Here is a 26,284-nt window from a genome sequence, read left to right as displayed (position 1 = left end):
GGTGTACTCATGACCAAAGGAATCTTAGGGAAAAAAGTTGGAATGACGCAGGTCTTTACTGAGTCAGGTGAATTGATCCCAGTAACAGTTGTAGAAGCTACTCCAAACGTAGTACTACAAGTGAAAACTGTCGGAACAGACGGCTACGAAGCGATTCAAGTCGGGTACCAAGACAAACGTGAAGTATTAGCGAACAAACCAGCGAAAGGTCATGTTGCAAAAGCAAACACGGCTCCTAAGCGCTTCATTAAGGAATTCAAAGATGTTGAGCTGGGAGAATATAAAGTTGGAGAAGAAATCACTGTAGATGTTTTCCAAGCAGGTGACATCGTTGATGTTACGGGTACTACGAAAGGTAAAGGATTCCAAGGGGTTATCAAACGTCACGGCCAAAGCCGCGGACCAATGTCCCACGGTTCTCGTTATCATCGTCGTCCTGGGTCAATGGGTCCAGTAGCACCTAACCGTGTATTTAAAAATAAAAAACTTGCCGGCCGTATGGGTGGCGATCGCGTAACGATTCAAAACCTTGAAATCGTTCGTGTAGATGCAGAAAAGAACGTTATCCTAATTAAAGGAAACATTCCTGGATCTAAAAAATCATTAATTACAATCAAATCAGCTGTGAAAGCTAAATAATCGTTAGGAAAGGAGGAACTAAGGAATGCCGAATGTAGCATTATTCAAACAAGATGGAACTCAAAACGGTGAAATCACTTTAAATGAAGAAATCTTCGGAATCGAGCCTAATGAAAGTGTTGTCTACGATGCAATCATCATGCAACGCGCTTCATTAAGACAAGGAACACACGCTGTGAAAAACCGCAGTGCTGTTCGTGGCGGTGGTCGTAAACCATGGCGTCAAAAAGGAACAGGTCGTGCCCGTCAAGGTTCAATCCGTTCACCACAATGGCGTGGAGGTGGCGTAGTTTTCGGACCAACACCACGTTCTTACAGCTACAAACTTCCTAAGAAAGTTCGTCGTTTAGCAATGAAATCTGTATTGTCAGAAAAAGTTGCTGAAAACAATCTGGTAGCAGTAGAAGCATTAAGCTTTGATGCACCAAAAACAAAAGAATTCAAACAAGTTCTTGCTAACTTGTCTATCGATACAAAAGTATTGGTGGTAGTAGAGCCGGAGAATGACTTTGCAGCATTATCAGCTCGTAACCTATCAAACGTAACTGTTGTTACTTCTGACAACATTAGCGTTCTGGATATCGTTTCAGGTCAAAAAATGTTAGCAACGCAAACTGCTCTTACTCAACTTGAGGAGGTGCTTGCATAATGAACTTACTAGACGTAATCAAACGCCCGGTAATCACTGAGAAATCAATGCTTGCTATGGACGAAAAGAAATACACGTTTGAAGTAGATGTTCGTGCAAACAAAACTTTAGTGAAACAAGCTGTTGAAGCTGCGTTTGACGTAAAAGTGAAAAACGTGAACATCATCAACGTACGTCCTAAATTTAAACGCATGGGCAAATATGCAGGATATACTAAGAAACGCCGCAAAGCTGTTGTGACGTTGACTGAACAATCAAAAGAAATCCAAATTTTCGAAGCTGCTGAATAATCAGTAGAACATGAAATAACGATCAAAGTAAAGTAGGAGGGAAACAAGACGTGGCGATTAAAAAGTACAAACCTACCACAAATGGCCGTCGTAACATGACAACTTCTGATTTCGCAGAAATCACAACGTCAACACCAGAAAAAACGTTATTACAGCCATTAAAAAATAATGCCGGTCGTAACAACCACGGTCGTATTACTGTACGTCACCAAGGTGGCGGACATAAACGTCAATATCGTGTCATCGACTTTAAGCGTAACAAAGACAACGTTGTTGCAACTGTTCGTACGATCGAATACGATCCAAACCGTTCAGCTAACATCGCGTTAGTGCACTATGAAGATGGAGTGAAAGCTTACATCTTAGCACCAAAAGGATTAGAAGTTGGCATGAAGCTGGTTTCAGGTCCTGAATCTGATATTAAAATTGGTAACAGCCTACCATTGGCAAACATTCCAGTTGGTACTGTTGTCCACAATATCGAAATGAAGCCAGGTAAAGGCGGACAATTAATCCGTTCAGCTGGTACAAGTGCTCAAGTACTTGGTAAAGAAGGCAAATACGTATTGATCCGCTTGAACTCAGGCGAAGTTCGTATGATTCTTGCTGCATGCCGTGCAACAATCGGTTCTGTAGGTAACGAACAACACGAATTGATCAATATCGGTAAAGCCGGTCGTTCTCGCTGGATGCGTAAGCGCCCAACTGTTCGTGGTAGCGTAATGAACCCTAACGATCACCCACACGGTGGTGGTGAAGGTAAAACTCCAATCGGACGTAAAGCGCCAGTATCACCTTGGGGTCAACCAGCATTGGGTTACAAAACTCGTAACAAAAAAGCAAAATCTGACAAACTTATTGTTCGTCGTCGTACTAAATAATCTATATAAATCTATGAACTGTTTGTTTAACAGAATTTATATAATTGACCATGTGTCGCACATTTTGAGAGGAGGTTCACCATGGGTCGTAGTTTAAAGAAAGGGCCTTTCGCTGATGATCATTTGATGAAGAAAGTGGAAGCTCAACAAGGCGCTGAAAAGAAAAAAGTTATTAAAACTTGGTCTCGTCGTTCTACAATCTTCCCAAATTTTGTAGGATTTACAATTGCTGTATATGATGGACGTAAACACGTTCCTGTATACATCCAAGAAGACATGGTAGGACATAAATTAGGTGAATTCGCACCAACTAGAACTTATCGTGGGCATGCTGCCGATGATAAGAAAACTAGACGTTAATTTTAGAGGGAGGGAAATATCAACATGGCAGAACAAATCACATCAGCTAAAGCAACTGCAAAAACAGTTCGCACTTCTCCTCGTAAAGCACGTTTAGTAATTGATCTTATCAGAGGAAAAAGCGTTGGCGATGCAATTTCAGTATTGAAATTCATGCCAAACAAATCTGCTGGAATCATTGAAAAAGTTTTAATGTCAGCAGTTGCTAACGCAGAAAACAACTTTGACTTAGACGTTGAAAACTTGGTTGTATCTGAAGCTTTCGTTAACGAAGGACCAACTATGAAACGGTTCCGTCCACGTGCCAAAGGGTCAGCATCACCAATCAACAAACGTACAAGCCATATTACAGTAGTAGTAGCAGAAAAATAATTGAGGCGGAACTATTACTTTAGCGTTTTCGAACCTAAAAGTAATAGACACCACACCTCGTACTGAACTTCTTTCAATAGAAGGAAGTGTCAACAATTAAGAGAAGCGTCATGGAACTTTGTACTTTCGTACATAGTAGAAATGACTGTCGATTCTTAAAATGAAACTTGTTTGTAAAAACGAGTGTCAACAATTAAGAGGAGGACCACTAGCTCTTAGCACTTTCGTGCTTAGAGATAATGGATACCGGACCTCGAAAATGAAACTTGTTTGTTAAAACAAGTGTCAACAATTAAGAGGAGGGACAATCAGTGGGTCAAAAAGTACATCCAATTGGAATGCGTGTAGGCATCATCCGCGACTGGGATGCAAAATGGTATGCTGAAAAAGAGTATGCTGAATTCTTACACGAAGATTTGAGAATCCGTAAATTCATCGCCAAAAAACTAGCTGATGCCGCTGTGTCTACAATTGAGATTGAGCGCGCTGCAAACCGTGTGAATATTTCAATCCACACAGCTAAACCAGGTATGGTTATCGGTAAAGGCGGATCTGAAGTCGAAAACCTTAGAAAAGAATTGAACAAACTAACTGGTAAAAGAGTTCATATCAACATCATTGAAATCAAAAAACCAGATTTAGACGCTAAATTAGTCGGCGAAGGAATTGCACGTCAATTAGAAAATCGTGTAGCTTTCCGTCGTGCGCAAAAACAAGCGATCCAACGCACAATGCGTTCAGGCGCTCAAGGAATCAAAACACAAGTATCTGGTCGTTTGAATGGTGCGGATATCGCTCGTTCAGAAGGATACTCAGAAGGAACTGTTCCTCTTCATACATTGCGTGCTGATATTGATTACGCATGGGAAGAAGCAGACACAACTTACGGAAAACTAGGAGTAAAAGTGTGGATCTATCGTGGAGAGATTCTTCCAACGAAAAAAAACACTGAGAAAGGAGGGAAATAAGCATGTTAGTACCTAAACGTGTAAAACACCGTCGTGAGTTCAGAGGTAAAATGCGCGGTGAAGCAAAAGGCGGAAAAGAAGTCGTGTTTGGTGAATGGGGATTACAAGCTGTTGAATCTCATTGGATTACAAACCGTCAAATCGAAGCTGCCCGTATCGCTATGACTCGTTATATGAAACGTGGCGGGAAAGTGTGGATCAAAATTTTCCCTCACAAATCTTATACAAGTAAAGCGATTGGTGTTCGTATGGGTAAAGGTAAAGGTGCTCCGGAAGGCTGGGTTTCTCCAGTTAAGCGCGGCAAGATTATGTTTGAAATCGCCGGCGTTCCTGAAGAAGTAGCTCGTGAAGCTCTTCGTCTTGCATCTCACAAATTACCAGTTAAAACTAAGATCGTAAAACGTGAGGAAATGGGTGGTGAATCGAATGAAGGTTAAAGATATCAGAGAATTAACCACTGCCGAAATGCTTGATCAAGAAAAACAATTCAAAGAAGAATTGTTTAATCTGAGATTCCAATTAGCAACAGGTCAATTAGAGAACACTGCACGTATTAAAGAAGTACGTCAATCGATTGCACGCATCAAAACAGTATTGCGTGAACAAGCTAACTAATAGTGGAAGGAGGCCAAACGCGTATGACTGAAGAAAGAAATCAACGCAAAGTTTACCAAGGACGTGTGGTTTCAGACAAAATGGATAAAACTATCACAGTTGTCGTTGAAACAAAGAAAAACCATCCTATCTATGGCAAACGCATGAAATATTCTAAAAAGTACAAAGCTCATGATGAAAACAACACAGCAAAAGTTGGAGACATCGTAAGAATCATGGAAACTCGTCCATTATCAGCTACAAAACGTTTCCGTTTACTAGAGGTAGTCGAAGAAGCAGTTGTTATCTAAATAAAACGAGATTTTCCTATATAGATTGAAGTACAAAATCTGAAAGGGGGATACACATCGTGATCCAACAAGAAAGCCGATTAAGAGTTGCTGACAACTCAGGTGCACGTGAAATTCTGACGATCAAAGTCCTTGGTGGTTCTGGTCGTAAAACTGCTAATATTGGTGACGTTATTGTTGCTACGGTTAAACAAGCAACGCCAGGTGGTGTTGTCAAAAAAGGTGAAGTAGTTAAAGCCGTTATCGTTCGTACAAAATCAGGCGCTCGTCGTCCTGACGGTTCATATATCAAATTTGACGAAAATGCTGCGGTAATCATCCGTGATGATAAAAGCCCGCGCGGTACACGTATCTTCGGACCTGTTGCACGTGAATTACGTGAAAACAACTTCATGAAGATCGTTTCTCTTGCACCAGAAGTATTATAATCGAGACACTTATCAAAGGAGGTGCGAAACACTAATGTTTGTTAAAGCAGGCGATAAGGTAAAAGTTATTACCGGAAAAGACAAAAACAAAGAAGGCGTTGTATTAGCAGCGTTTCCTAAAAAAGATAAAGTTATCGTTGAAGGTGTTAACATGATGAAAAAACACCAAAAACCAAGTCAAGCAGCACCACAAGGAGGAATTCTTGAGGTAGAAGCACCAATTCACGTTTCAAACGTAATGGTGATTGATCCATCTAATGGAGAAGCTACTAAAATTGGTTTTAAAGAAGTAGACGGTAAAAAAGTACGTGTTTCTAAAAAAACAGGAGAAGTTATTGCTAACCCTGTTAAACCGGAAGCAGAAAAAAATTAATCATCTAAGGAAGGAGGGGCTTGTTGAATGAACCGCCTGAAAGAAAAATATATTAAAGAAGTAACGCCATCATTGATGGAAAAATTCAATTATAGTTCAATCATGCAAACACCAAAAGTTGAGAAGATTGTTATCAACATGGGTGTGGGTGATGCAGTATCTAATGCAAAAAACTTAGATAAAGCTGTTGAAGAATTGGCTTTAATCTCAGGTCAAAAACCAATCATCACTAAAGCAAAGAAATCAATCGCTGGATTCCGTTTACGTGAAGGAATGCCGATCGGTGCGAAAGTAACATTGCGCGGAGAAAGAATGTATGAATTCTTGGATAAACTGGTTTCAGTTTCTCTACCTCGTGTACGTGACTTCCACGGTATCAGTAAAAAAGCCTTTGACGGACGCGGTAACTACACTTTAGGTATTAAAGAGCAATTAATCTTCCCAGAAGTTGATTATGATTTAGTAGATAAAGTACGCGGTATGGATATCGTCATTGTTACAACAGCAAACACTGATGAAGAATCTCGTGAGTTGTTAGGACAATTAGGCATGCCATTCCAAAAATAAAATAAGGAGGCGAACTACGTGGCTAAAAAATCAATGATTGCTAAAAACAAACGCCCTGCTAAACATTCAACACAGGCTTATACTCGTTGCGAACGTTGCGGACGTCCACATTCAGTTTATCGTAAATTTCATCTTTGCCGTATTTGCTTCCGCGAACTTGCCTATAAAGGTCAAATTCCCGGCGTGAAGAAAGCTAGCTGGTAAACAAGTAAACTTGCATAAAGGAGGTAACTAGTTCAATGGTCATGACAGATCCAATTGCAGATTTTCTAACTCGCATTCGTAATGCGAACATGGTCAAACATGAGAGTTTGGAAGTGCCTGCATCAAAAATCAAGCGTGATATCGCTGAAATCCTGAAACGTGAAGGATTCGTACGCGATGTAGAATATATTGAAGATGACAAGCAAGGCGTAATCCGTGTTTTCCTTAAATACGGTAGAAACGACGAGCGCGTTATCACTAACTTAAAACGTATCTCTAAACCAGGTTTACGTGCATATGTAAAAGCTGACGAAGTACCAAAAGTACTGAATGGTTTAGGTATTGCGATCATCTCTACTTCAGAAGGTGTTGTCACTGATAAAGAAGCAAGAGCGAAAAACATCGGCGGCGAAGTAATCGCCTACGTATGGTAATTTAAAAGAATACACAAGGAGGTGTCTCTAAGTGAGCCGTATTGGTAATAAAGTTGTTGTTCTTCCTGCTGGCGTTGAAGTTAAGCAAGACGGAAACAGCATCACAGTAAAAGGACCAAAAGGTGAATTGACTCGTGAATTCTCTGCAGATATTAAAATGAATATCGAAGGAAACGAAGTTACATTTACTCGTCCGGATGACAGCAAAGAAATGAAAACTATCCACGGAACATCTCGTGCGAACTTCAACAACATGGTTGTTGGTGTAAGTGCCGGATTCGAGAAAGCTTTAGAGCTTATCGGGGTTGGGTACCGTGCCCAAGCACAAGGAAATAAATTAACGCTTAACGTTGGTTACTCTCACCCAGTTGAGATGACTGCACCGGAAGGCGTAACATTTGAAGTACCTTCAAACACACAAGTGATTGTAAAAGGTATCAATAAAGAACATGTTGGCGAATTAGCAGCGAACATCCGCGGCGTTCGTCCTCCAGAACCTTATAAAGGCAAAGGTATCCGCTATGTTGGTGAATACGTACGCCGTAAAGAAGGTAAAACAGGTAAATAATAATAAAAGATGTGTAGGAAAATCGCTTAGGCTGATTTTCCACTTGTCCTTTATTACTGTTCCTGAATGAGAACTGCTGATCCAGTCAGTAGTTTATCAAATCAAAGAGGTGACAATTGTGATTACAAAACCAGATAAGAATAAAACACGTCAGAAGAGACATCGTCGTGTTCGTAACAAAATCTCTGGTACTGCTGAGTGCCCACGCTTGAACGTTTTTCGTTCTAACAAAAACATCTACGCGCAAATTATTGATGACGTAGCGGGTGTAACGCTAGCAAGTGCCTCTGCCTTGGAAAAAGAAATTTCAGGTGGAACAAAAGTTGAGCAAGCTGCTGCAGTTGGTAAATTAGTTGCAGAACGCGCTGCTGAAAAAGGTATTAAAGTAGTAGTCTTTGACCGTGGTGGATACCTTTACCATGGCCGCGTGCAAGCTTTAGCAGAAGCTGCTCGTGAAAATGGACTAGAATTTTAGGAGAAGGAGGAACACCATTCATGGTTTATATTGATCCAAAACATTTGGAATTAGAAGACCGCGTGGTTGCGATCAACCGTGTAACGAAAGTTGTTAAAGGTGGACGTCGTCTACGTTTTGCTGCTTTAGTTGTTGTCGGTGACAAGAACGGTCACGTTGGTTTTGGTACAGGTAAAGCACAAGAAGTACCAGAAGCAATTCGTAAAGCAATCGAAGATGCGAAGAAAAACTTAATTGAAGTTCCTATGGTTGGTTCTACCATCCCTCATGAAGTTATTGGAGTGTTCGGCGGCGGCCGTATCCTTATGAAACCTGCAGTAGAAGGTTCTGGGGTTGCAGCGGGCGGACCAGTTCGTGCCGTATTGGAGTTAGCTGGGGTAGCTGATATCACATCTAAATCTTTAGGTTCAAACACACCAATCAACGTTGTTCGCGCAACTGTTGATGGATTGACTCAATTAAAACGTGCCGAAGAAGTGGCAGCACTTCGCGGTAAATCTGTAGAAGAATTAATCGGTTAAGGAGGACAAACATAATGGCTGAATTAAAAATCACTTTAAGACGCAGTGTTATCGGACGTCCTCAAAACCAACGTGATACAGTAAAAGCGTTGGGATTGAAAAAAATGAACAGTACAGTTGTTAAGCCTGCTAATGAAGCAATCAAAGGCATGGTTAACACTATCTCTCATTTAGTGGACGTAGAAGAAGTTTAATTAACTTAATTTAGAATGTTTAAGGAGGTGCCAAACCATAATGAAACTTCATGAATTAAAACCTGCTGAAGGTTCCCGTAAAGTACGTAACCGTGTTGGACGTGGTACTTCATCTGGTAATGGTAAAACATCCGGCCGTGGACAAAAAGGGCAAAAAGCTCGTTCAGGCGGTGGTGTACGTTTAGGATTTGAAGGGGGTCAAACTCCATTGTTCCGTCGTTTACCAAAACGCGGATTCACAAATATTAATCGTAAGGACTATGCAGTCATCAATTTAGATGTATTGAATCGATTCGAAGATGGAGCTGAAGTAACTCCTGTTGTCTTGAAGGAAGCTGGAATCGTTAAGAGCGAAAAAGCTGGAATCAAAGTTCTTGCCAACGGTGAATTAACGAAGAAATTGACTGTTAAAGCAGCAAAATTCTCTAAAGCAGCACAAGAAGCGATTGAAGCTGCTGGTGGGTCTATCGAGGTGATCTAATGCTTAAACTATTAAAGGATGCTTTTAAAGTCAAAGACATTAGATCAAAAATCTTCTTTACAGTGTTCATTTTGTTTATCTTTCGTTTAGGTGCTCATATTACTGTTCCCGGTGTAAATGCCAAAGGGTTACAAGAATTGAGCGGTCTGCCTTTTCTGAATATGTTGAATATCGTTAGTGGTAGTGCCATGCAGAACTTCTCCATCTTTGCGATGGGGGTTTCTCCATATATCACTGCTTCAATCATTATTCAGCTTTTACAAATGGACATCATACCAAAATTTGTTGAATGGTCAAAACAAGGTGAAGTCGGACGTAAGAAATTGAACCAAGCAACTCGTTACTTAACGATCGTTTTGGGAATTGCTCAATCGTTTGCACTGACTTATGGATTTAACTCCCTAAGTGGAATTGGTATTGTAAAAAATCCAACTCCCTCAACCTATGTGATGATTTCGGTCATTTTAACTGCTGGTACGCTCTTTGTTACATGGATGGGTGAGCAAATCACCGAAAAAGGAATTGGTAACGGAGTTTCTATGATTATCTTTGCCGGTATTATTTCAGGTGTACCTGGATCGGTCAAAGAGATTATTGAAGATTACTTTATTAATATCCCTTCTTCTGATCTTGTCAGCTCAATCATTTTTGTTGTTATACTGGCTATTGCAATCTTGATTATCGTGACTGTTGTTACTTTTGTGCAGCAGGCCGAAAGAAAGATTCCAATCCAATATACAAAACGTGTATCAGGTGCACCAACAAGCAGCTATCTACCATTAAAAGTAAATGCAGCGGGAGTTATCCCGGTCATTTTTGCCAGTTCATTGATTTCAACGCCTAATGCAATTTTGCAAGGTTTTGCATCAAGCTATTCTGGTGAAGGATGGTATGAAGTAATGACACAAATTTTCGACTACAACACTGTACCAGGTGCAACAATCTATACTGTGCTGATCGTCGCTTTCACGTTCTTCTATGCGTTTGTTCAGGTTAACCCTGAGAAATTAGCGGAAAATCTGCAAAAGCAAGGAAGCTACATTCCAAGCGTGCGACCAGGTAAAGGAACAGAGGATTATGTATCCGGTCTGTTGATGAGATTAAGTGTAGTTGGTTCTATTTTCTTGGGAACTATCGCATTATTGCCGATTATTGCGCAAATGCTGTGGAACCTGCCTCAATCAATTGGTTTAGGTGGAACTAGTCTATTAATCATCATCGGTGTTGCGTTGGAAACAGCAAAACAATTAGAAGGTTTAATGTTGAAACGTCAATACGTTGGCTTTATCAATAAGTAAGAATCGTGTGTTGAGGATTTTCCTCAGCACCATTCTCACATATATAGAAGTCTTGTTAACTGAATCAAGATATGGTTTAACACAAGATTTTTTATAGGTAAATCAGCAGTCTGTTCAACATTAGAGAGCTTCACAGGTTTTCCGGTCATTGCTGAGGGAACCTGCGTAACTTTTAAAATCAGGAGGATGTCAAATGAACCTCATTTTAATGGGACTGCCTGGAGCTGGTAAGGGAACACAGGCTGAGCGGATTATCGATGGATATGGGATTCCTCATATTTCTACAGGTGATATGTTCCGTGCAGCGATGAAAAACCAGACTGCTCTTGGGCTTGAAGCAAAATCTTATATCGATAAAGGCGAGCTGGTTCCGGATGAAGTAACAAACGGAATCGTAAAAGAGCGCTTGGCAGAACCAGATACGGAAAAAGGATTTCTGTTAGATGGTTTCCCAAGAACGATTGAGCAAGCCGAAGCATTGGATACAATGCTTAAAGAATTAGATAAACAAATTGATGCCGTAATCGACATTCATGTGGAAGAAGATGTATTGATTGAACGCTTAGCAGGACGCTTTATGTGTAAAAACTGCGGAGCTACATATCATAAAATTTTCAATCCTCCAACCGAGGAAGGCACATGTGATCGCTGTGGCGGACATGAGTTTTATCAAAGAGAAGATGATAAGCCTGAAACGGTAAAAAATCGCTTGACAGTAAACATCAAGAGTAGTGCACCGATTTTAGCTTACTACAAAGAAAAGAACGTGTTGCATACAATCGATGGGAATCGTGAAATCGATGACGTGTTTGTTGATGTGAAAGCAATCATTGACAAAGACTGATAGATTCATTTGATTGCTCGCGAGTAACCAGTTGTTGTGCTTTGATTCTCTTGCTAAATGTTATGATTTATGATAGAATGTATCAGTCCGACTTCTATGTAAATTTTTTTGAAGTCTAACTTGAAGATTCTAGGTGGGAGCAGCAGTTTCCGCCGTTTTATCGTGTGAAAATGCGAAACAAGTACAAGGAGGTACTGTGCGTGGCAAAAGATGATATGATTGAAATCGAAGGTACAGTCGTCGAAACTTTGCCGAATGCAATGTTTAAAGTTGAGTTAGAAAATGGGCATGTCGTATTGGCTCATGTTTCTGGTAAAATTCGTATGCATTACATCCGAATCTTGCCTGGGGATAAAGTAACTGTCGAGTTGTCGCCATATGACTTAACTCGCGGTCGTATTACCTACCGCTTTAAATAATTGTACTCCGTAAAATCTCAGGAGGTATTATCATGAAAGTAAGACCATCAGTAAAACCAATGTGTGAGCATTGTAAAGTAATCCGTCGTAAAGGACGTGTTATGGTCATTTGCCCAGCAAATCCAAAACATAAACAGCGTCAAGGATAATAGGAGGTGTAACGAATAATGGCTCGTATTGCAGGAGTAGACATTCCTCGTGATAAACGTGTAGTAGTTTCTCTTACTTATATTTTCGGTATTGGTAACACTACTGCGAAAAAAGTTTTAGCGAATGCAGGAGTATCTGAAGAAATTCGTGTTCGTGACTTAACGAACGAACAAACAGATGCTATCCGTGCGGAAATTGATAGTTTGAAAGTTGAAGGTGACCTTCGTCGTGAAGTCAACCTGAACATTAAACGTTTGATGGAAATCGGTTCTTACCGTGGAATCCGTCACCGTCGTGGATTACCAACTCGTGGACAAAACACGAAAAATAATGCACGTACTCGTAAAGGCCCAGCTCGTACTGTAGCAGGCAAGAAAAAATAATTCCTAAGTGAAGGAGGTTAGAACTTCATGGCAGCAAAAAAAGTTAGTCGTAAACGCCGTGTGAAAAAGAATATAGAAGCGGGTATCGCGCATATTCATTCTACATTCAATAATACAATTATCATGATCACTGATACTCATGGAAATGCTTTGGCATGGTCATCAGCAGGATCATTAGGCTTCAAAGGAAGTAAAAAATCAACTCCTTTTGCCGCTCAAATGGCTGCAGAAGCTGCAACTAAGGTAGCGCAAGAACATGGACTGAAAACTGTCGAAGTAACAGTTAAAGGACCTGGCTCCGGACGTGAAGCAGCAATCCGTTCATTACAAGCAACAGGTTTAGAAGTGACTGCAATTCGTGACGTTACTCCAGTTCCTCATAATGGATGCCGCCCTCCAAAACGCCGTCGTGTTTAATGAGTGCAGCTCATTTTGAGTTTGAACCAAAAACGTCATTGAACAAGACACTTTTCGTTTTGAAAGGGGTATAGATAAGAATGATTGAATTTGAAAAACCAAGAATCGAAAAAATTGATGAAGATAGAGATTATGGCAAGTTCGTTGTAGAACCTCTTGAACGAGGATACGGGACTACTTTAGGTAACTCTCTACGTCGTATTTTATTGTCTTCATTACCTGGAGCTGCTATTACTAATATTCAAATTGATGGCGTATTGCATGAATTCTCTACTGTTAAAGGTGTGAGAGAAGATGTAACGCAAATTATTCTGAATATCAAAGGATTGGCATTAAAGCTCTATTCTGAAGATGAAAAAACCCTTGAGATCGATATTACAGGACCCGCTACAGTAACTGCCGGCGATATTATCGTTGACAGTGATGTTGAGATCCTAAATAAAGATTTAATTATCTGTAGTGTCGCTGAAGGAGCTGCTTTCCATGCTCGCTTAACAGTGAAACCTGGTCGTGGCTATGTTCAAGCAGACGAAAACAAAAAGGAAGATATGCCAATTGGTGTTCTCCCTGTCGATTCTATCTACACACCAGTACGTCGTGTGAACTATCAAGTAGAAAATACACGTGTTGGTCGTCGTGATGATTTCGATAAATTAACAATGGAAATATGGACAGATGGTTCAATCATTCCACAAGAAGCTCTTAGCCTAGCTGCTAAGATCATGACTGAGCATTTAGATATCTTTGTAAATCTTACTGATGAAGCGAAAAACGCTGAAATCATGGTAGAAAAAGAAGAAACACAGAAAGAAAAAATGCTGGAAATGACCATCGAAGAATTAGACTTGTCTGTTCGTTCATATAACTGTTTGAAACGTGCAGGAATTAATACTGTACAAGAGCTTACAAACAAATCTGAACCTGAAATGATCAAAGTACGTAATTTAGGTCGTAAATCTCTTGAAGAGGTTAAGCTGAAGTTACATGATCTGGGTTTAGGCTTACGTAAAGACGATTAATACTTTTTACGAAGGAGGGAAACCAACGTGGGTTATCGTAAATTAGGACGCACATCAAGCCAACGTAAAGCGATGTTGCGTGACTTAACAACTGACTTAATTATTAACGAACGCATCGTTACGACTGAAGCTCGTGCGAAAGAAATTCGTTCAACAACTGAAAAAATGATTACTTTAGGTAAACGTGGAGATCTTCATGCACGCCGTCAAGCTGCTGCTTACGTACGTAATGAAGTTGCCAATGTTCGTGAAGAAAATGAGGCTATCGTAGTTGAATCAGCTTTGCAAAAACTATTCAATGACTTAGGTCCTCGTTATGCTGAACGCCAAGGTGGATACACTCGTATTCTTAAAACTGAACCTAGACGCGGAGATGCTGCGCCAATGGTAATCATTGAATTTGTTTAATAATCAAACTATACCGTCACTTTATAGATGATTCTTTTAGAGTGTTATGATGTTGGAGGCGACTCCGAGTCTAGCTCGCGCCATGTCCGCTGGTTTCCGGCGGACAGGCACTCATCATATAAGGTGTTTTTTTTGTACATAGAACAACATTAACTAGCAAGGTAGAAAAAGCAGGTTTTTGGGAGCAAGATATAATAGTGACTAATTTATTGCCGGAATAGTAGAGTAGCTGTTTAGCAGATAACTTGAGGGCTGTAGTCGTTAAAGCTATTTTCGTTCATTCCAACAAATCTGCTTTTTTTATTTTATCTAAAGCATTGAAGATTGTAATGAATCCAGTTAAAAAAGCAATAAAGAAAATAAAACAGAATTTTTATTATTTATCTATCAAAATTGATATAGACGTTCAGAATACAATGAAATATAATATTACTATGTGTATTTATTACAGTAGTAGAGAGATAACTGCTGAATGAAGCGCAAATCACTATACGCATCACAATCTTTCTCTTTTTAACAAAGGGAAGAAGGTAGCAATAGAATGAAGAAGTGAACGATTTTTGATGGATAGGGTTAATAAGGATATTGCAGGAGGAGCACAATGAAGAAATACAGTAAATGGCTGTTAGTTTTACCCTTACTATTATTTAGTGGGTGCCAGCAGGAAAACAAGGATAAAGAAACAGAGAAGCTATCAGAAGCAGAATCAGCGTTTGTGTGGCAAGCAGACCAGGAAAAGAAGTTTGGCGGCTACGATTATACAGTATCGGAGGACGAGCTGGAGGGTGAGTTGAAGGATCGCTTCAATGTAGAGCTGTTGCCTTCTTATTTTGAATTTGAAAAAGTTTATCAAGATGATTTTTCTATTGATGGGGTAGAGCTGAAGGACAGCGACTATCAAGTGAATGCCTCAGAGAATACATTAACGGTTTCTAGAGAAATTGGCTATGCAAAAGATGATGAGCTAGTATCCTTAGGAACTGCGAAAGCAACCTATGGCTATATGGAGGGATCGAAGAAAGTAAAACTGGCCAGTGAAGAGATTCAAATTCTTAATTGGACGGGTGACGGTGAATTTCATGGAAAATCTTTGGAAGATACGTTGAAGAAGCTTGCTGAAATTCTCCAATTAGAAGATGTCGATCAGCTTATCGCAGACTTCAATGAGAAGGTAGCAGATGAAGAAGCCATTAAAGGTGAAATCGTGCCAATTTATGCGGATGAAGAAACTGCACCAATTAGGAAGAATTTTACGGTTGAATACACTACTGATGGTGTATTAGAAGGTATCTATGTGAAAGTGACCAACAATCAAGTATAAATGAATAGCGAAAAAGAGAAAGGCAGTCACTAAAATGGCTACCCTTCTCTTTTTTTACAATCAAACTCAAAGTCCAACTTCCTCTAAAATTAAGAATAGGGTAATTCTGTCATTGAGTTTGGATCGGCGTGTAATTGCCAGCGTGCTGCAGATACATTCTTCTTTTAGGCAGTCACCGCAAGTACCGGTTCTCACACAGGGCGTTTGCTGCAGATTTAGACGGAAAGCATTTTTTGGCGCCACCTTATTTCTGACTGTTGCTATCGTTGTATCTAAATCGCCGTAGACCTTATTCATCCCCACGAAAGCAAATACCTTATCAGGACCATAGGTTAGCGCAGCTACTCTGTTTCCTACACTGTCCATGTTAACAAGTATTCCGTCATCCGTCAGACCATTTATACTGGTCAGATAGACATCTGAAAGCAAGGAGCGTTTCATCAGCTGATGCCGCTCCTCTATGCTTGTCGCAAGCTCTCTGTTGATAATTTGTTGATTACGTTCATATAAGGAGTCGATGATTCCTGAGTCAACCACAGTAACAGAGCCGCCAAAGGCAACGACTGCTTGTTCATCAATTAACTGTAATGCAGCCTCCTTTGCGTCCTCAAGAGTTGAACAGATAATCGCATTGAAGTTCCTGTGGATTAATTTCTTTTTTACTTTTTCAGCCAGTGTGTTGTAAAACTGTTTTTGATAAGCTTCCATGGTGTTGTTTCCTCTCTATATAAACTGATGGGAGGGACAAAAATTTCCTCCTCATTTTAGCAGTAAACAATTCTTTCTCTTGTTAATCCTATTGCCGGATATCACTTACATACTACCATAAAACCCAAAGTGATTGAGTAAAGAAAAATAATTTATCAGATTATAGTTGTCTTGACAGTTTCAACTCCCAATTCAAAGATTCTTTTGTTATAATGGAATTTATGAAATAAGCATCAAGAAACGAGCAAAACAACTGATTTTTTGTTAGAATCAGGAAGAATAAATGATTGAAGGAGTAAGAAATGGAACCAATAATCGAACTTAAAAATATATGCTTCAATTATCAGCCGGAAGATGCTTCTCCTGCGTTGAATGATGTATCCTTCAGTATTGAACAAGGTGAATGGGTTGCAATCATCGGTCACAATGGTTCAGGGAAATCAACGCTGGCTAAAACAATTAATGGATTACTGCTTCCAGCTTCAGGAAGTATCTCTGTAGGCGGTAAAGCTTTGGATGAAGAAAATGTTTGGGATATTCGGCGGATGGTTGGGATGGTCTTTCAAAATCCTGATAACCAGTTTGTCGGTTCTACTGTAGAAGATGATGTGGCCTTTGGACTTGAAAATCAGGGTATCCCTCGTGATGAAATGGTTAAGCGAGTATACGATGCACTGAAACAAGTTCGAATGGACAGCTTTGCTGAACGTGAGCCGGCGCGTCTTTCCGGCGGACAAAAGCAGCGTGTTGCGATTGCGGGAGTTGTCGCTTTGCGTCCGGATATTATCATATTGGATGAGGCAACAAGTATGCTTGATCCGGAAGGACGAGAAGAAGTGATTGCAACGATTCAAAAAATTAAAGCAGAAAGCAATCTGACCGTGATTTCCATTACACATGACATTGATGAAGCTGCAAATGCCAATCGAATTCTGGTAATGAAGCAAGGGCAGCTGATTGATGAAGGAACACCGGAAAAAATTTTTTCCGCGGGTACGGATTTGATAGCTATGGGATTGGATCTTCCATTTCCTGAAAAACTGAAAATCGCTCTTAAGGAACGTGGGATGGCGGTACCAAAAGAGTATTTGACTGAAGAAAGTATGGTGGAATGGTTATGGACATCCGTTTTGAACAAGTAGATTTTACGTATCAGCCGAATACACCTTTTGAGCAACGTGCATTATTTGATATCGATTTGTTGATTAAGGATGGCTCTTATTCAGCAATTGTCGGTCATACAGGAAGTGGTAAATCAACATTGCTTCAGCATTTGAATGCATTGGTTAAGCCAACAAAGGGAACAGTAACAATCGGTGACCGTGTAATCACACCTGAAACTGATAATAAAAATTTGAAGCCGCTCCGAAAAAAAGTGGGTATTGTGTTTCAATTTCCTGAGGCACAGCTTTTTGAAGAAACAGTAGCCAAGGATATTGCATTTGGTCCTCAGAATTTTGGCGCATCAGAAGAAGAAGGCCGAAAGCTGGCAGAAGAGATGCTGAAGCTGGTCGGCTTGGATGAAAGCTATCTTGAGCGTTCTCCTTTTGAGCTGTCTGGTGGTCAGATGCGTCGTGTTGCGATTGCAGGAGTTCTAGCTATGGAGCCAGAGGTGCTGGTTTTAGACGAACCAACAGCCGGACTTGATCCGCAGGGTCGAAAAGAAATGATGGAGATGTTCTGGAAACTCCATAAAGAAAAAGGAATGACCATCGTATTGGTAACCCATCTGATGGATGATGTGGCAAATTACGCCAATCAGGTATTTGTTCTGGAAAAAGGACGGATAGTGAAGACTGGAAAGCCCGGCGATGTTTTTCAAGACACCCAGTGGTTGAAGGAAAAGCAGTTGGGAGTTCCTACGGCAGCTGAGTTTGCTGAAAGATTAGCTGAACGAGGCTTCGCTATGTCAAAATTACCGTTGACAGCGGACGAACTGGCTGATTTGATTCTATTGGAAAAGGCTGGTGAAGAACGATGATGAATAAACTGATTTTCGGGCGATATATTCCAGGTGATTCGTTTATTCATAAAATGGATCCTCGTGCGAAATTACTAGCTAGCTTCTACTTTATTGCGATTATCTTTTTGGCAAATAATTGGCTGACCTTTGCCATTTTTGGTGCTTTTACATTGGGCGCTATTGCAGTTTCTAAAATCAATCTACGCTTTTTTATTCGCGGTATTCGTCCGTTGCTTTGGTTGATCTTGTTTACTGTTGCGTTGCAGATGTTGTTTACACAGGGAGGCGCTGTTTACTTTCAATGGTGGATATTCTCTGTTACGGAATATGGCGTAGTTAACGGACTGTTCATTTTCTGCCGTTTCATTTTGATTATCTTCATGTCTACCTTGCTGACACTAACAACACCACCGTTGGCTTTATCAGATGCAATTGAGTATTTGCTACGTCCTTTCAAAGTGGTAAAGCTGCCTGTTCATGAAATTTCATTGATGCTGTCAATTGCTTTACGTTTTGTACCGACTTTAATGGATGAGACAGAGAAAATTATGAATGCCCAGCGTGCTCGAGGTGTTGATTTTGGTGAAGGAAATCTGGTTCAAAAGATGAAGGCCGTGATTCCATTGCTGATTCCATTATTTGTCAGCAGCTTCAATCGTGCCGAAGATTTGGCGACTGCGATGGAAGCCAGAGGGTATCAAGGAGGAGACGGGCGAACGAAATTCCGTATTCTACATTGGCAAACAGGGGATACTATGGTAATGGCAGTGTTTGCTGTATTAACTGTGGTATTGGTAATGGTAAGAAGTTAAGGATAGGAAAAGGTGAAGTAAATGCCTCGTTATAAAGCAGTGATTGCTTACGATGGAACAAATTTTAACGGTTTCCAGTCACAGCCGAATGGACGAACGGTTCAGCAAGAGCTGGAAAAGACGTTAAAGAAAATGAATAATGGTCGAACAATACAGATTTTTGGTTCCGGCAGGACGGATGCTGGTGTACATGCGGAGGGACAGGTCATCCATTTCGATTATCCGGAGGACCGACCACTGGAACGCATTCGATATGCGCTAGATACGCAGACACCTGAAGACATTAGTGTAAAAAGTGTAGCCAAGGTTGCCGAGGATTTTCATGCAAGGTATCATGTTGTGGAGAAAACCTATCACTTTCGTGTAGATATTGGAAAACCAAGAAGTCCTTTTCGACGCTTTTACGCCAGTTATTACCCATATCCTTTGGAACTGGATAAAATTCGACGAGCATTACCTGATTTGCTTGGGACGCATGATTTTACCTCGTTCTGTGCTTCCGGCAGCAGTGTAGAGGACAAGGTTCGAACAATCTATGAAGCAAAAATGACGGTCAACGAACAAGGAGATGAGCTTCTTTTTACATTTAGAGGAGACGGTTTCTTGTATAAAATGATTCGCATATTAGTCGGTACCTTGTTGAAAATAGGGAACGGGCGGATGGACGAGACCTCCATACCGGCTGTTTTAGCCGCTAAGGATCGTAATCTGGCAGGACCAACAGCACATCCGGAAGGGCTCTATTTAGCTGAAGTGATGTATGAGGAGCCTGTGAGTCAGAATGAATAGCAGACTCTAAGTTAGGGCATTGTGGGAAGGGAACTCTTCCAAGAAAAAGAAGAGAAGTGTGGGCTTATGAAAGTGCCACGCTTTTTTCTATTCGTCGATACTCGGTTTTTGAGCCGAAAAAACGATCAGTAAGCTATCCGTAGTTGGAATAGTCCTACTGATCGTTTATTTTATTCATCGGCTACTGCATTTTTTTCTTTGAACAGTTTATTGAGGCGAACGTAGAGATAGGCCAATTCTTCATCTCCATAGGATAAATCCATAAAGTAAAGAGGAAGATCCGGATATGTTTTTAACGGTAATAAAGAGGAACTAATCACTAAATCATAGTTTTGTGAGTGTCCATCTATGTAAGGATACGCTTCAACAAATCCCAAGCGATTCAAAAATTGATACAGGTTTCTAACAAGCAGAAATTCATGCTCAAAAGCTACACCGACCTTTAAGTTGTTTGAATGCCCAATCTGATCCAAATAAGGAAGTAAAACATTTTTCAAAGATAAAATCAATTGAGACTGTACGGCTGCCAGATAGGGATAGTTGCTGTGATTCAAATGTTTGATAAGGAAGTTGCGTATCGCTTTTTCAAGACGAATATCCATCTGCTGTTGATTTTTCTCCGGCTGTGTAACAAGCTCTTGAAGATTCGGGAAGGGCTGCTGAAGAATATGGAAAACAAAAAAGACATTAAACAAGTTTCCCTTTAAAAGCAGTTGATTCAAAAGCTCGGGCTTTTCATAAAAGACTTCCTCTTGCATATACGAAATAAACTTTTCTACAAATTTTTGGATGTTATTCTCTCGTTTCAAAAAATCTGTGAGTGTCTGACGTAAAGAAGGATCACTTTCAAGTGTATAGAACGGTGCATAATGAGCCAGAAAGAAAATAAAGCTGCTTTCAGCTTTAAGATTTTCAGCTGACAGTGCCCTGACAGGACCTAATACTTTGTTTAAACGCTTAAAATCATAATAGGGATTGTCTTTCATTAAAAAATCGTATTTTGGATCGTAGTTCACGAAGAATTTTTTTCTTATACGCGATAAAAAAATGGCAGCGAAATAAGAAAGCTCTTGTGCACCCAAATAGGTTCTTGACGAAGGAAAATACTCTGCAAAGGCTTCAACTAGTTCGACGGCCTCCGAACGTTTGACATTTTTGAATGGCCAAGCTATGCCTCGAGTTCCCAGCCAAAGCGTATTAAACAATGCGACGCGAACAACGCGCTCATCACCAGTTAAATTTGCTTCTCGATAGCTGAAGCGTAAATTAAAGCGCTTTACATGTTTTTTTAAAGGCCCCATCTTTCTGGCAACGGTTGATTGACTGACATAATGTTTGTTGCAGAAATCTTCTATTGTTGGCTGATCATGATTCAAAAAATATAAAATGAACATAAAAGGGATTGATTTTTTTAGTAATAAGTAACGATATTCATCAATACTGACGGTCAATGCACCAGTATGAACCTTCCCAGCTTTTTTTAATATAGAAGGCTGCCGCTTGGAGTATTCTGTGAGTTCCTGATTGATTTCGGCCAGAATAATCAATGCCTGCTGATAATTTATTTCAAAGTCCGCTGCTAATTGGGTAATTGGAAGAGTGGGCTGCTTCGAGTGGTATATTTTCTTATAGATATTGAATTTGGTTAGTGTATTACCATCCATCATCAACTCTTCAAATAGCATCATTTATAGAAATCCCTCCTGTGGATCATTGTACTGTAAGTAGCCTAATATGCCCATTATAATACATAAAATCAATGAATATTACTTTTTTTCTATAAAAAAATTAAATAAAAAGAATTATCTGTATAAAAACAGACAATTCTTTTGCGAATTTTACATTATTTAATTGGAAGCTGTTTAGGCTGTATCTTGCTCCACATAAGCCCAAGAATAAACCCGATGAGCGCCGGAAGAATCCAGCCCATGCCAATGGAGAAAAACGGCAGATACTTTTCAGCAATTTCAAGAATCGCTGTAACAAGAGAAGTTTCTTTGATGAACGCCGGTGAGCTGTTCAGTGCGTCAAGGAATGCAGCGATAAGCGTTATATACGTAGTTATCCGATAGACACTGGTATGTTGCTTGAACAGCGGTCCTGCTATCACTAAAAGCATCAAGGTGATAGCCAAAGGATATAAGAACATCAATACAGGAATAGAGAATTGAATGATGTTCGTCAGTCCAACATTCGCGAACAAACACGGTAAAACACTGGCAAGAACAATGTAGAAAGAATAACCAGCCTTAGGAAACAGCTCAGCAAAGGTCTCGGAAAAAGCGGTAACCAGTCCAATCGCCGTCTTTAGGCAGGCAACAATAATAATTAGTGCTAAAAGCAGGCTGCCCCAATTCCCCAGATAATGATTGGCAATTTGAGCCAAGGCGATTCCGCCATTGTCGCTTAAAGCAAAGGTTCCGATGCTCATCGCACCCATGTAAGACAATAGCGTATAGATAATTCCCATCAATAAGACGCTGACTGCTCCTGATTTAATGGTATCTTTTGCGATAGCATTAGGCTCTTCTACACCCATTCCTCGTATTGTTGTGACGATAATAATACCAAAGGCCAGTGAAGCAAGAGCATCTAAGGTATTGTAGCCCTCTGTAAAACCCTTGAAGAAGGCTTGAGACTGATAAGCTTCTCCGATAGGTGCAGAAGCAACAGATCCTAAAGGACGAATGAATGCCAGTAATAGAAGGATGCCCAATAGTATCAGAAAAATTGGATTTAAGAATTTTCCTACATAGTTTAAGATTTTTGTCGGTTTTCTGGAGAAGAACCAAGCCGTTAAGAAAAATAAGGCAGAGAATACAGCTAGAAAAACAGGCTGCTGTTCAGAAGAGATAAAGGGAGCAAGTCCTATCTCAAATGAGGTAGTAGCCAATCTTGGTAAAGCAAAAAATGGGCCAATCGTCAAATATAATAAAGAAGTAAAAATAAGAGCATACGGCCGATTTATTCGATTAGCCAAATCAAAGACACCATTACTTTTCGAAATACCAATGGCAATAACACCAAGAAAAGGTAATCCGATACCTGTAATTAGAAAGCCAAGATTAGCAGCGAAAATAGCACTGCCAGCTTCCTGCCCCATATGTACAGGAAAAATAAGATTTCCGGCACCGAAAAAGAGACCGAACAGCATGGAACCAACATAAAGATATTCCCGCCATGATAATTTTTTGTTCAAGTTAAACGCTCCTTTTATTTTTTGGATGTCGTTGTGAGGTTCTGGCCAAGCCTTCTTCTCACAGATGAAGGAAGTAATTGTCTGGTAATTTGCAGCTTACTGGCTGCCTGCAATCAGTTCCTGTTTTTTCCCCATCTTTATAAAAATAGCAGAGTCAAAAGAGACAGGCAAGCAAGAAAATCATGAGAAAATGGATTTTCTTGTTTGCCTGTCTGTCAGGTCACTCGTTATTCATACTCAATTTAATAGATAAGCAAATAGATAATCATCACAGTAGACACCATTCATATAGAATTCGTCCTTTAAATGGCCTTCTTGAAGGAAGCCATTTTTTTTATAAAAAGCAATTGCTGCCGTGTTTGTTCCCATCACACGTAAAGAAATTTTATGAATGCCATAATCTTGCGCAACGGCTTTTAAGTAATCTAACAGATGTCGTCCTGCACCAAATGATTGGTAATCAGGATGAACCCCGATGCCAAGCATCCATTGTTTTTTGTGAGAGGGTAATGGTGTTGGGTGATGAACATCAACAAAGCCGATAACCTTCTCGTCTAAAACAGCGACAAATACCTGTTTTTCCTGCATCCGTTCTCGGTAGGCAGCAACATCATCATAATGATGAACAATGGGCGAATTTTCAATGGTCCAAATTTGGTTTTCAATCGTCATCAGTTCCGGATAGTCGGTATCTCGTACCTCTCTTATTTGTATCGTTGCAGTCATGTCAGTTCCTCCTCTACTCTTTAGAAAATCGGTCAGTCAGTTTATTTTTATGAGCAATCATAATATCTTCTAACTGAATATCATATTTATCAGCTAATATAAAGATATTATCTAGGACATCTCCCAGCTCTTCTGTCAGCTGTTGTTTAAGCAGCTCAGGTGATTTCATTTCTTCATCTGGTCGATCACGTCCGATTTCTATTGCTCGAACTGCTTGAGCAACCTCCCCGGTTTCTTCGGAGAGAAAGCTGACGCGGACAAAAGGATCAAGGCTGTACCAGTCTCGTTTCTTGTAGAAATCACTGATCCATTTTTGATAATCGTGTATGTCCATTGTGACGAACCTCCTTTTTTCCTTTTATCATATCACAAGATAAGGAAATGAAATGAATAAGACAGATAAAAAAATAACTGCTATAATCGAAGTGAATGAAAAAACGGGAGAGAAGACAATGACAACTTTTTATTTTGTGAGACATGGTAAAACAGAATTAAATGTGTTAAACAGTTTTCAAGGCGGAGGAATTGATTCGCCGTTGCTTGCGGAAGGAATCGAGCAAGCAGGGCAGCTGGGCAAGTATTTATCTGATGTAGCTTTTTCTGCAGCCGCAGTTAGCACGCAGAAGCGGGCAATGGATACAGCGGCTTTTGTCTTAGCGGAAAATGCGCATTTAGATGGTCTAACTGTGAGGTATCATGATGGACTGAGGGAAATGGGCTTCGGTGACAAAGAAGGTATCGTGGTAGATTTGGAGAACCAGCAGACACAGTATTTGCGTACTAGACCGGATTTATATGACCCGACGGAATTTTCCGGTGAAACCTACGATGAGTTGATTGACCGAATTGTTCCTGTTATCAATCAGCTGGAAGCAGAGCATCCGAATGGAAAGGTTCTGGTCGTTGCGCATGGAGTGGTGCTGATTGTGTTAATTAATTATCTGACAGGAAAAGAAAAACAGTCATGGCGGGAAAATGGGCCATTGGAAAACACAAGCGTGACGATACTTGATAAAGCAGGGGACGGTTACAGTCTTAACGTATTCAATGATATTTCGTATCAATCATGAGGTGTTGTTGATTGAAAAACCAAAGAGAGTAGGGAGAATGAAAGGTGAAGCGAGTAGCAGTTTATTGCGGCGCAAGCATGGGAAATAGTCCTATCTACCGAGAAGCGGCGGAAGAACTAGGCAGGTGGTTGATTTCTAAAGAGCTTAGTTTAGTATATGGTGGAGGAAATGTCGGTTTGATGGGTGTACTTGCCGATACAGTTTTAACCGGCGGGGGTGAGGTCATTGGTGTTATGCCTACCTTCTTAGTTGAACGGGAGATTGCTCATCCCAATCTGACGGAGCTGGTCATTGTAGAAGATATGCACCAGCGGAAAAAGAAAATGATGGATCTAGCGGATGTCTATATTGCCCTACCAGGCGGTCCGGGCACCTTAGAGGAAATTTCAGAAGCAATTTCATGGGCACGTGTGGGAGAGCATGCGAATCCCTGTTTCCTCTTGAATGTAAACGGCTATTATGATTCGTTGGCGGATTTCTTCGATAAAATGGTAGAAGACGACTTTTTGTCTCAGAGGGACCGTGAGCAGATATTGATTACAGATTCGTTGGAAGTTGCGGATACATTTATTGCCGACTTTGAGGCAACAGCTATTCGGGAATATGAGAAATGAAGGCTTGACGCTAATTGACTTTAGATAGAAAGCTTATTATAAAAAACAAAAAAGCGGCTCACCCGAGAGCCGCTTTTTTGTTTTTTATAGCTATTCTTTTGATAGAATCCGTTGAAGAAATTCTTTTGTTCGTTCTTCTTTTGGATGAACGAAAATATCTTCAGCGGTTCCTTCCTCTGCAATGACACCTTTATCCATGAAAATGACACGATCGGACACTTCACGGGCAAATTCCATTTCGTGGGTCACGATCATCATCGTCAGCCCTGTGTGGGCCAGATTCTTCATTGTCTTTAACACTTCTCCTACCATTTCAGGGTCCAGTGCAGAGGTCGGTTCATCAAATAAAAGAACATCAGGGTTCATAGACAGCGCACGTGCGATTGCAACGCGCTGTTTTTGTCCGCCGGAAAGCTGTGCCGGCTTGGCTTGTACAAAACGGGCCATTCCAACCTTTTCCAGATTTTCCAAAGCAACTTTTTCTGCTTCGCTTTTTGAACGTTTCAGGACAGTGAGCTGTCCTGTTGTACAATTATCTAAAACATTTAAGTTGTTGAACAAATTGAATTGTTGGAACACCATCCCTAAATGGGTACGGTATTTCGGTAAATCATAGCCGGGTTCTAAAACGTTTTGATTCTGATAAATGATTTTACCGGCTGTTGGTTTTTCTAAAAGGTTGATGCAGCGCAGCATCGTTGATTTTCCGGAACCGGAAGAACCAATGATTGTCACGACTTCCCCTTTGCTTACAGTTAAATTGATATCTTTCAACACTTCGTTTTCACCGAAGTTTTTTTTCAAATGTTCTACTTTAATAATCGAATCCATGAGC

41 protein-coding genes are annotated in these 26,284 nt (G+C 40.3%); 35 read left to right on the top strand and 6 right to left on the bottom strand.

The features are described from left to right. Positions 1 to 9 precede the first annotated feature (9 nt). The 29 genes from rplC to IW510_RS07420 all read left to right on the top strand — a co-directional run bounded on the left by rplC (position 10) and on the right by IW510_RS07420 (position 15,568). A complete protein-coding gene (rplC, locus tag IW510_RS07560; protein ID WP_202058267.1) occupies positions 10 to 639 on the top strand; it encodes a 50S ribosomal protein L3 in 630 nt (209 codons plus the stop codon). Between the two features lie 25 nt (positions 640 to 664). Next, positions 665 to 1,288 carry a 50S ribosomal protein L4 gene (gene rplD, locus IW510_RS07555; RefSeq protein ID WP_202058265.1) on the top strand — a complete coding sequence of 208 codons (624 nt, stop codon included), beginning with the start codon at positions 665 to 667 and terminating at the stop codon, positions 1,286 to 1,288. Beyond that, positions 1,288 to 1,578, top strand: a complete 291-nt coding sequence (gene rplW / locus IW510_RS07550; RefSeq protein WP_202058263.1) for a 50S ribosomal protein L23 — start codon at positions 1,288 to 1,290, stop codon at positions 1,576 to 1,578. The genes rplD and rplW overlap by 1 nt, the downstream gene beginning before the upstream one ends. A 50-nt stretch (positions 1,579 to 1,628) precedes the next feature. After that, positions 1,629 to 2,459, top strand: coding sequence for a 50S ribosomal protein L2 (gene rplB, locus IW510_RS07545; RefSeq protein ID WP_202058261.1), 831 nt, complete (start codon positions 1,629 to 1,631; stop codon positions 2,457 to 2,459). Positions 2,460 to 2,540: 81 nt separating this feature from the next. Then, positions 2,541 to 2,819: a 30S ribosomal protein S19 gene (gene rpsS, locus IW510_RS07540; protein WP_010756443.1), complete on the top strand. Its 279-nt coding sequence runs from the start codon at positions 2,541 to 2,543 to the stop codon at positions 2,817 to 2,819. A 24-nt stretch (positions 2,820 to 2,843) separates the two neighbouring features. After that, positions 2,844 to 3,191 carry a 50S ribosomal protein L22 gene (gene rplV / locus IW510_RS07535; protein ID WP_202058259.1) on the top strand — a complete coding sequence of 116 codons (348 nt, stop codon included), beginning with the start codon at positions 2,844 to 2,846 and terminating at the stop codon, positions 3,189 to 3,191. 311 nt (positions 3,192 to 3,502) lie between these two features. Continuing rightward, positions 3,503 to 4,159 (top strand): 30S ribosomal protein S3, encoded by a 657-nt coding sequence (gene rpsC, locus IW510_RS07530; protein ID WP_202058255.1) that lies wholly within the window; start codon positions 3,503 to 3,505, stop codon positions 4,157 to 4,159. A 2-nt stretch (positions 4,160 to 4,161) separates the two neighbouring features. Beyond that, positions 4,162 to 4,596 carry a 50S ribosomal protein L16 gene (gene rplP / locus IW510_RS07525; protein ID WP_086349665.1) on the top strand — a complete coding sequence of 145 codons (435 nt, stop codon included), beginning with the start codon at positions 4,162 to 4,164 and terminating at the stop codon, positions 4,594 to 4,596. Further along, positions 4,586 to 4,774, top strand: coding sequence for a 50S ribosomal protein L29 (rpmC, locus tag IW510_RS07520; RefSeq protein WP_086349666.1), 189 nt, complete (start codon positions 4,586 to 4,588; stop codon positions 4,772 to 4,774). Before rplP ends, rpmC begins: the two co-directional genes overlap by 11 nt. Positions 4,775 to 4,797: 23 nt before the next feature. Beyond that, a complete protein-coding gene (rpsQ, locus tag IW510_RS07515) occupies positions 4,798 to 5,064 on the top strand; it encodes a 30S ribosomal protein S17 (RefSeq protein ID WP_010766219.1) in 267 nt (88 codons plus the stop codon). A 59-nt stretch (positions 5,065 to 5,123) separates the two neighbouring features. Further along, positions 5,124 to 5,492, top strand: a complete 369-nt coding sequence (gene rplN, locus IW510_RS07510; protein ID WP_086349668.1) for a 50S ribosomal protein L14 — start codon at positions 5,124 to 5,126, stop codon at positions 5,490 to 5,492. Between the two features lie 34 nt (positions 5,493 to 5,526). Then, entirely contained in the window at positions 5,527 to 5,865 is a 339-nt protein-coding gene (rplX, locus tag IW510_RS07505) for a 50S ribosomal protein L24 (protein WP_202058254.1), read from the top strand. 27 nt (positions 5,866 to 5,892) lie between these two features. Next, entirely contained in the window at positions 5,893 to 6,432 is a 540-nt protein-coding gene (gene rplE, locus IW510_RS07500) for a 50S ribosomal protein L5 (protein WP_202058253.1), read from the top strand. A gap of 18 nt (positions 6,433 to 6,450) precedes the next feature. Further along, complete coding sequence (locus tag IW510_RS07495) at positions 6,451 to 6,636, top strand: type Z 30S ribosomal protein S14 (protein ID WP_002356214.1); 186 nt, start codon at positions 6,451 to 6,453, stop codon at positions 6,634 to 6,636. Positions 6,637 to 6,671: 35 nt separating this feature from the next. Beyond that, positions 6,672 to 7,070 carry a 30S ribosomal protein S8 gene (gene rpsH / locus IW510_RS07490; RefSeq protein WP_202058251.1) on the top strand — a complete coding sequence of 133 codons (399 nt, stop codon included), beginning with the start codon at positions 6,672 to 6,674 and terminating at the stop codon, positions 7,068 to 7,070. A gap of 31 nt (positions 7,071 to 7,101) precedes the next feature. Continuing rightward, positions 7,102 to 7,638 (top strand): 50S ribosomal protein L6, encoded by a 537-nt coding sequence (rplF, locus tag IW510_RS07485; protein ID WP_202058250.1) that lies wholly within the window; start codon positions 7,102 to 7,104, stop codon positions 7,636 to 7,638. Between the two features lie 118 nt (positions 7,639 to 7,756). Then, complete coding sequence (gene rplR, locus IW510_RS07480) at positions 7,757 to 8,113, top strand: 50S ribosomal protein L18 (RefSeq protein ID WP_202058249.1); 357 nt, start codon at positions 7,757 to 7,759, stop codon at positions 8,111 to 8,113. Between the two features lie 20 nt (positions 8,114 to 8,133). After that, complete coding sequence (gene rpsE, locus IW510_RS07475) at positions 8,134 to 8,634, top strand: 30S ribosomal protein S5 (RefSeq protein ID WP_202058247.1); 501 nt, start codon at positions 8,134 to 8,136, stop codon at positions 8,632 to 8,634. 14 nt (positions 8,635 to 8,648) lie between these two features. Then, positions 8,649 to 8,828, top strand: a complete 180-nt coding sequence (gene rpmD, locus IW510_RS07470) for a 50S ribosomal protein L30 (protein ID WP_086349675.1) — start codon at positions 8,649 to 8,651, stop codon at positions 8,826 to 8,828. A 40-nt stretch (positions 8,829 to 8,868) separates the two neighbouring features. Further along, positions 8,869 to 9,309 carry a 50S ribosomal protein L15 gene (gene rplO, locus IW510_RS07465; RefSeq protein WP_202058245.1) on the top strand — a complete coding sequence of 147 codons (441 nt, stop codon included), beginning with the start codon at positions 8,869 to 8,871 and terminating at the stop codon, positions 9,307 to 9,309. After that, entirely contained in the window at positions 9,309 to 10,607 is a 1,299-nt protein-coding gene (secY, locus tag IW510_RS07460; protein WP_202058243.1) for a preprotein translocase subunit SecY, read from the top strand. Before rplO ends, secY begins: the two co-directional genes overlap by 1 nt. 193 nt (positions 10,608 to 10,800) lie before the next feature. Then, positions 10,801 to 11,451 carry an adenylate kinase gene (locus tag IW510_RS07455; protein ID WP_202058242.1) on the top strand — a complete coding sequence of 217 codons (651 nt, stop codon included), beginning with the start codon at positions 10,801 to 10,803 and terminating at the stop codon, positions 11,449 to 11,451. A gap of 200 nt (positions 11,452 to 11,651) precedes the next feature. Further along, positions 11,652 to 11,870 (top strand): translation initiation factor IF-1, encoded by a 219-nt coding sequence (gene infA, locus IW510_RS07450; RefSeq protein WP_067395111.1) that lies wholly within the window; start codon positions 11,652 to 11,654, stop codon positions 11,868 to 11,870. A gap of 32 nt (positions 11,871 to 11,902) precedes the next feature. Further along, positions 11,903 to 12,019, top strand: a complete 117-nt coding sequence (gene rpmJ, locus IW510_RS07445; RefSeq protein WP_002288710.1) for a 50S ribosomal protein L36 — start codon at positions 11,903 to 11,905, stop codon at positions 12,017 to 12,019. A gap of 18 nt (positions 12,020 to 12,037) precedes the next feature. Next, positions 12,038 to 12,403, top strand: a complete 366-nt coding sequence (gene rpsM / locus IW510_RS07440; protein WP_086349679.1) for a 30S ribosomal protein S13 — start codon at positions 12,038 to 12,040, stop codon at positions 12,401 to 12,403. Positions 12,404 to 12,430: 27 nt separating this feature from the next. Continuing rightward, the gene (gene rpsK, locus IW510_RS07435) at positions 12,431 to 12,820 is read left to right on the top strand and encodes a 30S ribosomal protein S11 (RefSeq protein ID WP_086349680.1); all 390 of its coding nucleotides are present in this window, start codon (positions 12,431 to 12,433) and stop codon (positions 12,818 to 12,820) included. A gap of 80 nt (positions 12,821 to 12,900) precedes the next feature. Beyond that, positions 12,901 to 13,839, top strand: a complete 939-nt coding sequence (locus tag IW510_RS07430) for a DNA-directed RNA polymerase subunit alpha (protein WP_086349681.1) — start codon at positions 12,901 to 12,903, stop codon at positions 13,837 to 13,839. A gap of 27 nt (positions 13,840 to 13,866) precedes the next feature. Further along, positions 13,867 to 14,247: a 50S ribosomal protein L17 gene (gene rplQ, locus IW510_RS07425; RefSeq protein ID WP_202058240.1), complete on the top strand. Its 381-nt coding sequence runs from the start codon at positions 13,867 to 13,869 to the stop codon at positions 14,245 to 14,247. Positions 14,248 to 14,848: 601 nt separating this feature from the next. Continuing rightward, positions 14,849 to 15,568: a hypothetical protein gene (locus IW510_RS07420; protein WP_202058238.1), complete on the top strand. Its 720-nt coding sequence runs from the start codon at positions 14,849 to 14,851 to the stop codon at positions 15,566 to 15,568. A gap of 66 nt (positions 15,569 to 15,634) precedes the next feature. Here the strand turns inward: IW510_RS07420 and IW510_RS07415 are convergent, their stop codons facing one another. After that, positions 15,635 to 16,276 carry a lactate utilization protein gene (locus IW510_RS07415; protein WP_202058236.1) on the bottom strand — a complete coding sequence of 214 codons (642 nt, stop codon included), beginning with the start codon at positions 16,274 to 16,276 and terminating at the stop codon, positions 15,635 to 15,637. Between the two features lie 302 nt (positions 16,277 to 16,578). On the opposite strand from IW510_RS07415, the gene IW510_RS07410 reads away from it, so the two are divergent. From IW510_RS07410 to truA, 4 genes are read left to right on the top strand one after another with little or no spacing between them, the layout of a single operon-like run. After that, positions 16,579 to 17,418, top strand: a complete 840-nt coding sequence (locus tag IW510_RS07410) for an energy-coupling factor ABC transporter ATP-binding protein (protein WP_202058234.1) — start codon at positions 16,579 to 16,581, stop codon at positions 17,416 to 17,418. Next, entirely contained in the window at positions 17,394 to 18,257 is an 864-nt protein-coding gene (locus IW510_RS07405; RefSeq protein ID WP_202058232.1) for an energy-coupling factor ABC transporter ATP-binding protein, read from the top strand. Before IW510_RS07410 ends, IW510_RS07405 begins: the two co-directional genes overlap by 25 nt. Then, positions 18,254 to 19,051 carry an energy-coupling factor transporter transmembrane component T family protein gene (locus IW510_RS07400; protein WP_202058230.1) on the top strand — a complete coding sequence of 266 codons (798 nt, stop codon included), beginning with the start codon at positions 18,254 to 18,256 and terminating at the stop codon, positions 19,049 to 19,051. Before IW510_RS07405 ends, IW510_RS07400 begins: the two co-directional genes overlap by 4 nt. A 21-nt stretch (positions 19,052 to 19,072) precedes the next feature. Continuing rightward, positions 19,073 to 19,840: a tRNA pseudouridine(38-40) synthase TruA gene (truA, locus tag IW510_RS07395; RefSeq protein ID WP_202058228.1), complete on the top strand. Its 768-nt coding sequence runs from the start codon at positions 19,073 to 19,075 to the stop codon at positions 19,838 to 19,840. Between the two features lie 170 nt (positions 19,841 to 20,010). Here truA and IW510_RS07390 read toward each other — a convergent pair whose 3' ends face one another. The 4 genes from IW510_RS07390 to IW510_RS07375 all read right to left on the bottom strand — a co-directional run bounded on the left by IW510_RS07390 (position 20,011) and on the right by IW510_RS07375 (position 24,099). After that, positions 20,011 to 21,528 carry a helix-turn-helix domain-containing protein gene (locus IW510_RS07390; protein WP_236674644.1) on the bottom strand — a complete coding sequence of 506 codons (1,518 nt, stop codon included), beginning with the start codon at positions 21,526 to 21,528 and terminating at the stop codon, positions 20,011 to 20,013. Between the two features lie 155 nt (positions 21,529 to 21,683). Then, entirely contained in the window at positions 21,684 to 23,039 is a 1,356-nt protein-coding gene (brnQ, locus tag IW510_RS07385; RefSeq protein WP_202058226.1) for a branched-chain amino acid transport system II carrier protein, read from the bottom strand. A gap of 237 nt (positions 23,040 to 23,276) precedes the next feature. Further along, positions 23,277 to 23,765: a GNAT family N-acetyltransferase gene (locus tag IW510_RS07380; protein ID WP_202058225.1), complete on the bottom strand. Its 489-nt coding sequence runs from the start codon at positions 23,763 to 23,765 to the stop codon at positions 23,277 to 23,279. Positions 23,766 to 23,778: 13 nt separating this feature from the next. Next, the gene (locus IW510_RS07375; protein ID WP_202058224.1) at positions 23,779 to 24,099 is read right to left on the bottom strand and encodes a MazG nucleotide pyrophosphohydrolase domain-containing protein; all 321 of its coding nucleotides are present in this window, start codon (positions 24,097 to 24,099) and stop codon (positions 23,779 to 23,781) included. Between the two features lie 118 nt (positions 24,100 to 24,217). On the opposite strand from IW510_RS07375, the gene IW510_RS07370 reads away from it, so the two are divergent. Beyond that, positions 24,218 to 24,835 (top strand): histidine phosphatase family protein, encoded by a 618-nt coding sequence (locus tag IW510_RS07370; RefSeq protein ID WP_202058223.1) that lies wholly within the window; start codon positions 24,218 to 24,220, stop codon positions 24,833 to 24,835. 44 nt (positions 24,836 to 24,879) lie between these two features. Further along, positions 24,880 to 25,449 carry a TIGR00730 family Rossman fold protein gene (locus IW510_RS07365; protein WP_202058222.1) on the top strand — a complete coding sequence of 190 codons (570 nt, stop codon included), beginning with the start codon at positions 24,880 to 24,882 and terminating at the stop codon, positions 25,447 to 25,449. Between the two features lie 90 nt (positions 25,450 to 25,539). On the opposite strand, the gene IW510_RS07360 is transcribed toward IW510_RS07365, so the two are convergent. Further along, positions 25,540 to 26,280 (bottom strand): amino acid ABC transporter ATP-binding protein, encoded by a 741-nt coding sequence (locus IW510_RS07360; protein WP_202058221.1) that lies wholly within the window; start codon positions 26,278 to 26,280, stop codon positions 25,540 to 25,542. Positions 26,281 to 26,284: the final 4 nt, after the last annotated feature.

Source organism: Enterococcus sp. BWR-S5 (assembly GCF_016745255.1).
GTDB lineage: Bacteria > Bacillota > Bacilli > Lactobacillales > Enterococcaceae > Enterococcus_L.
This window is presented reverse-complemented; position numbering and strand designations above follow the sequence as displayed.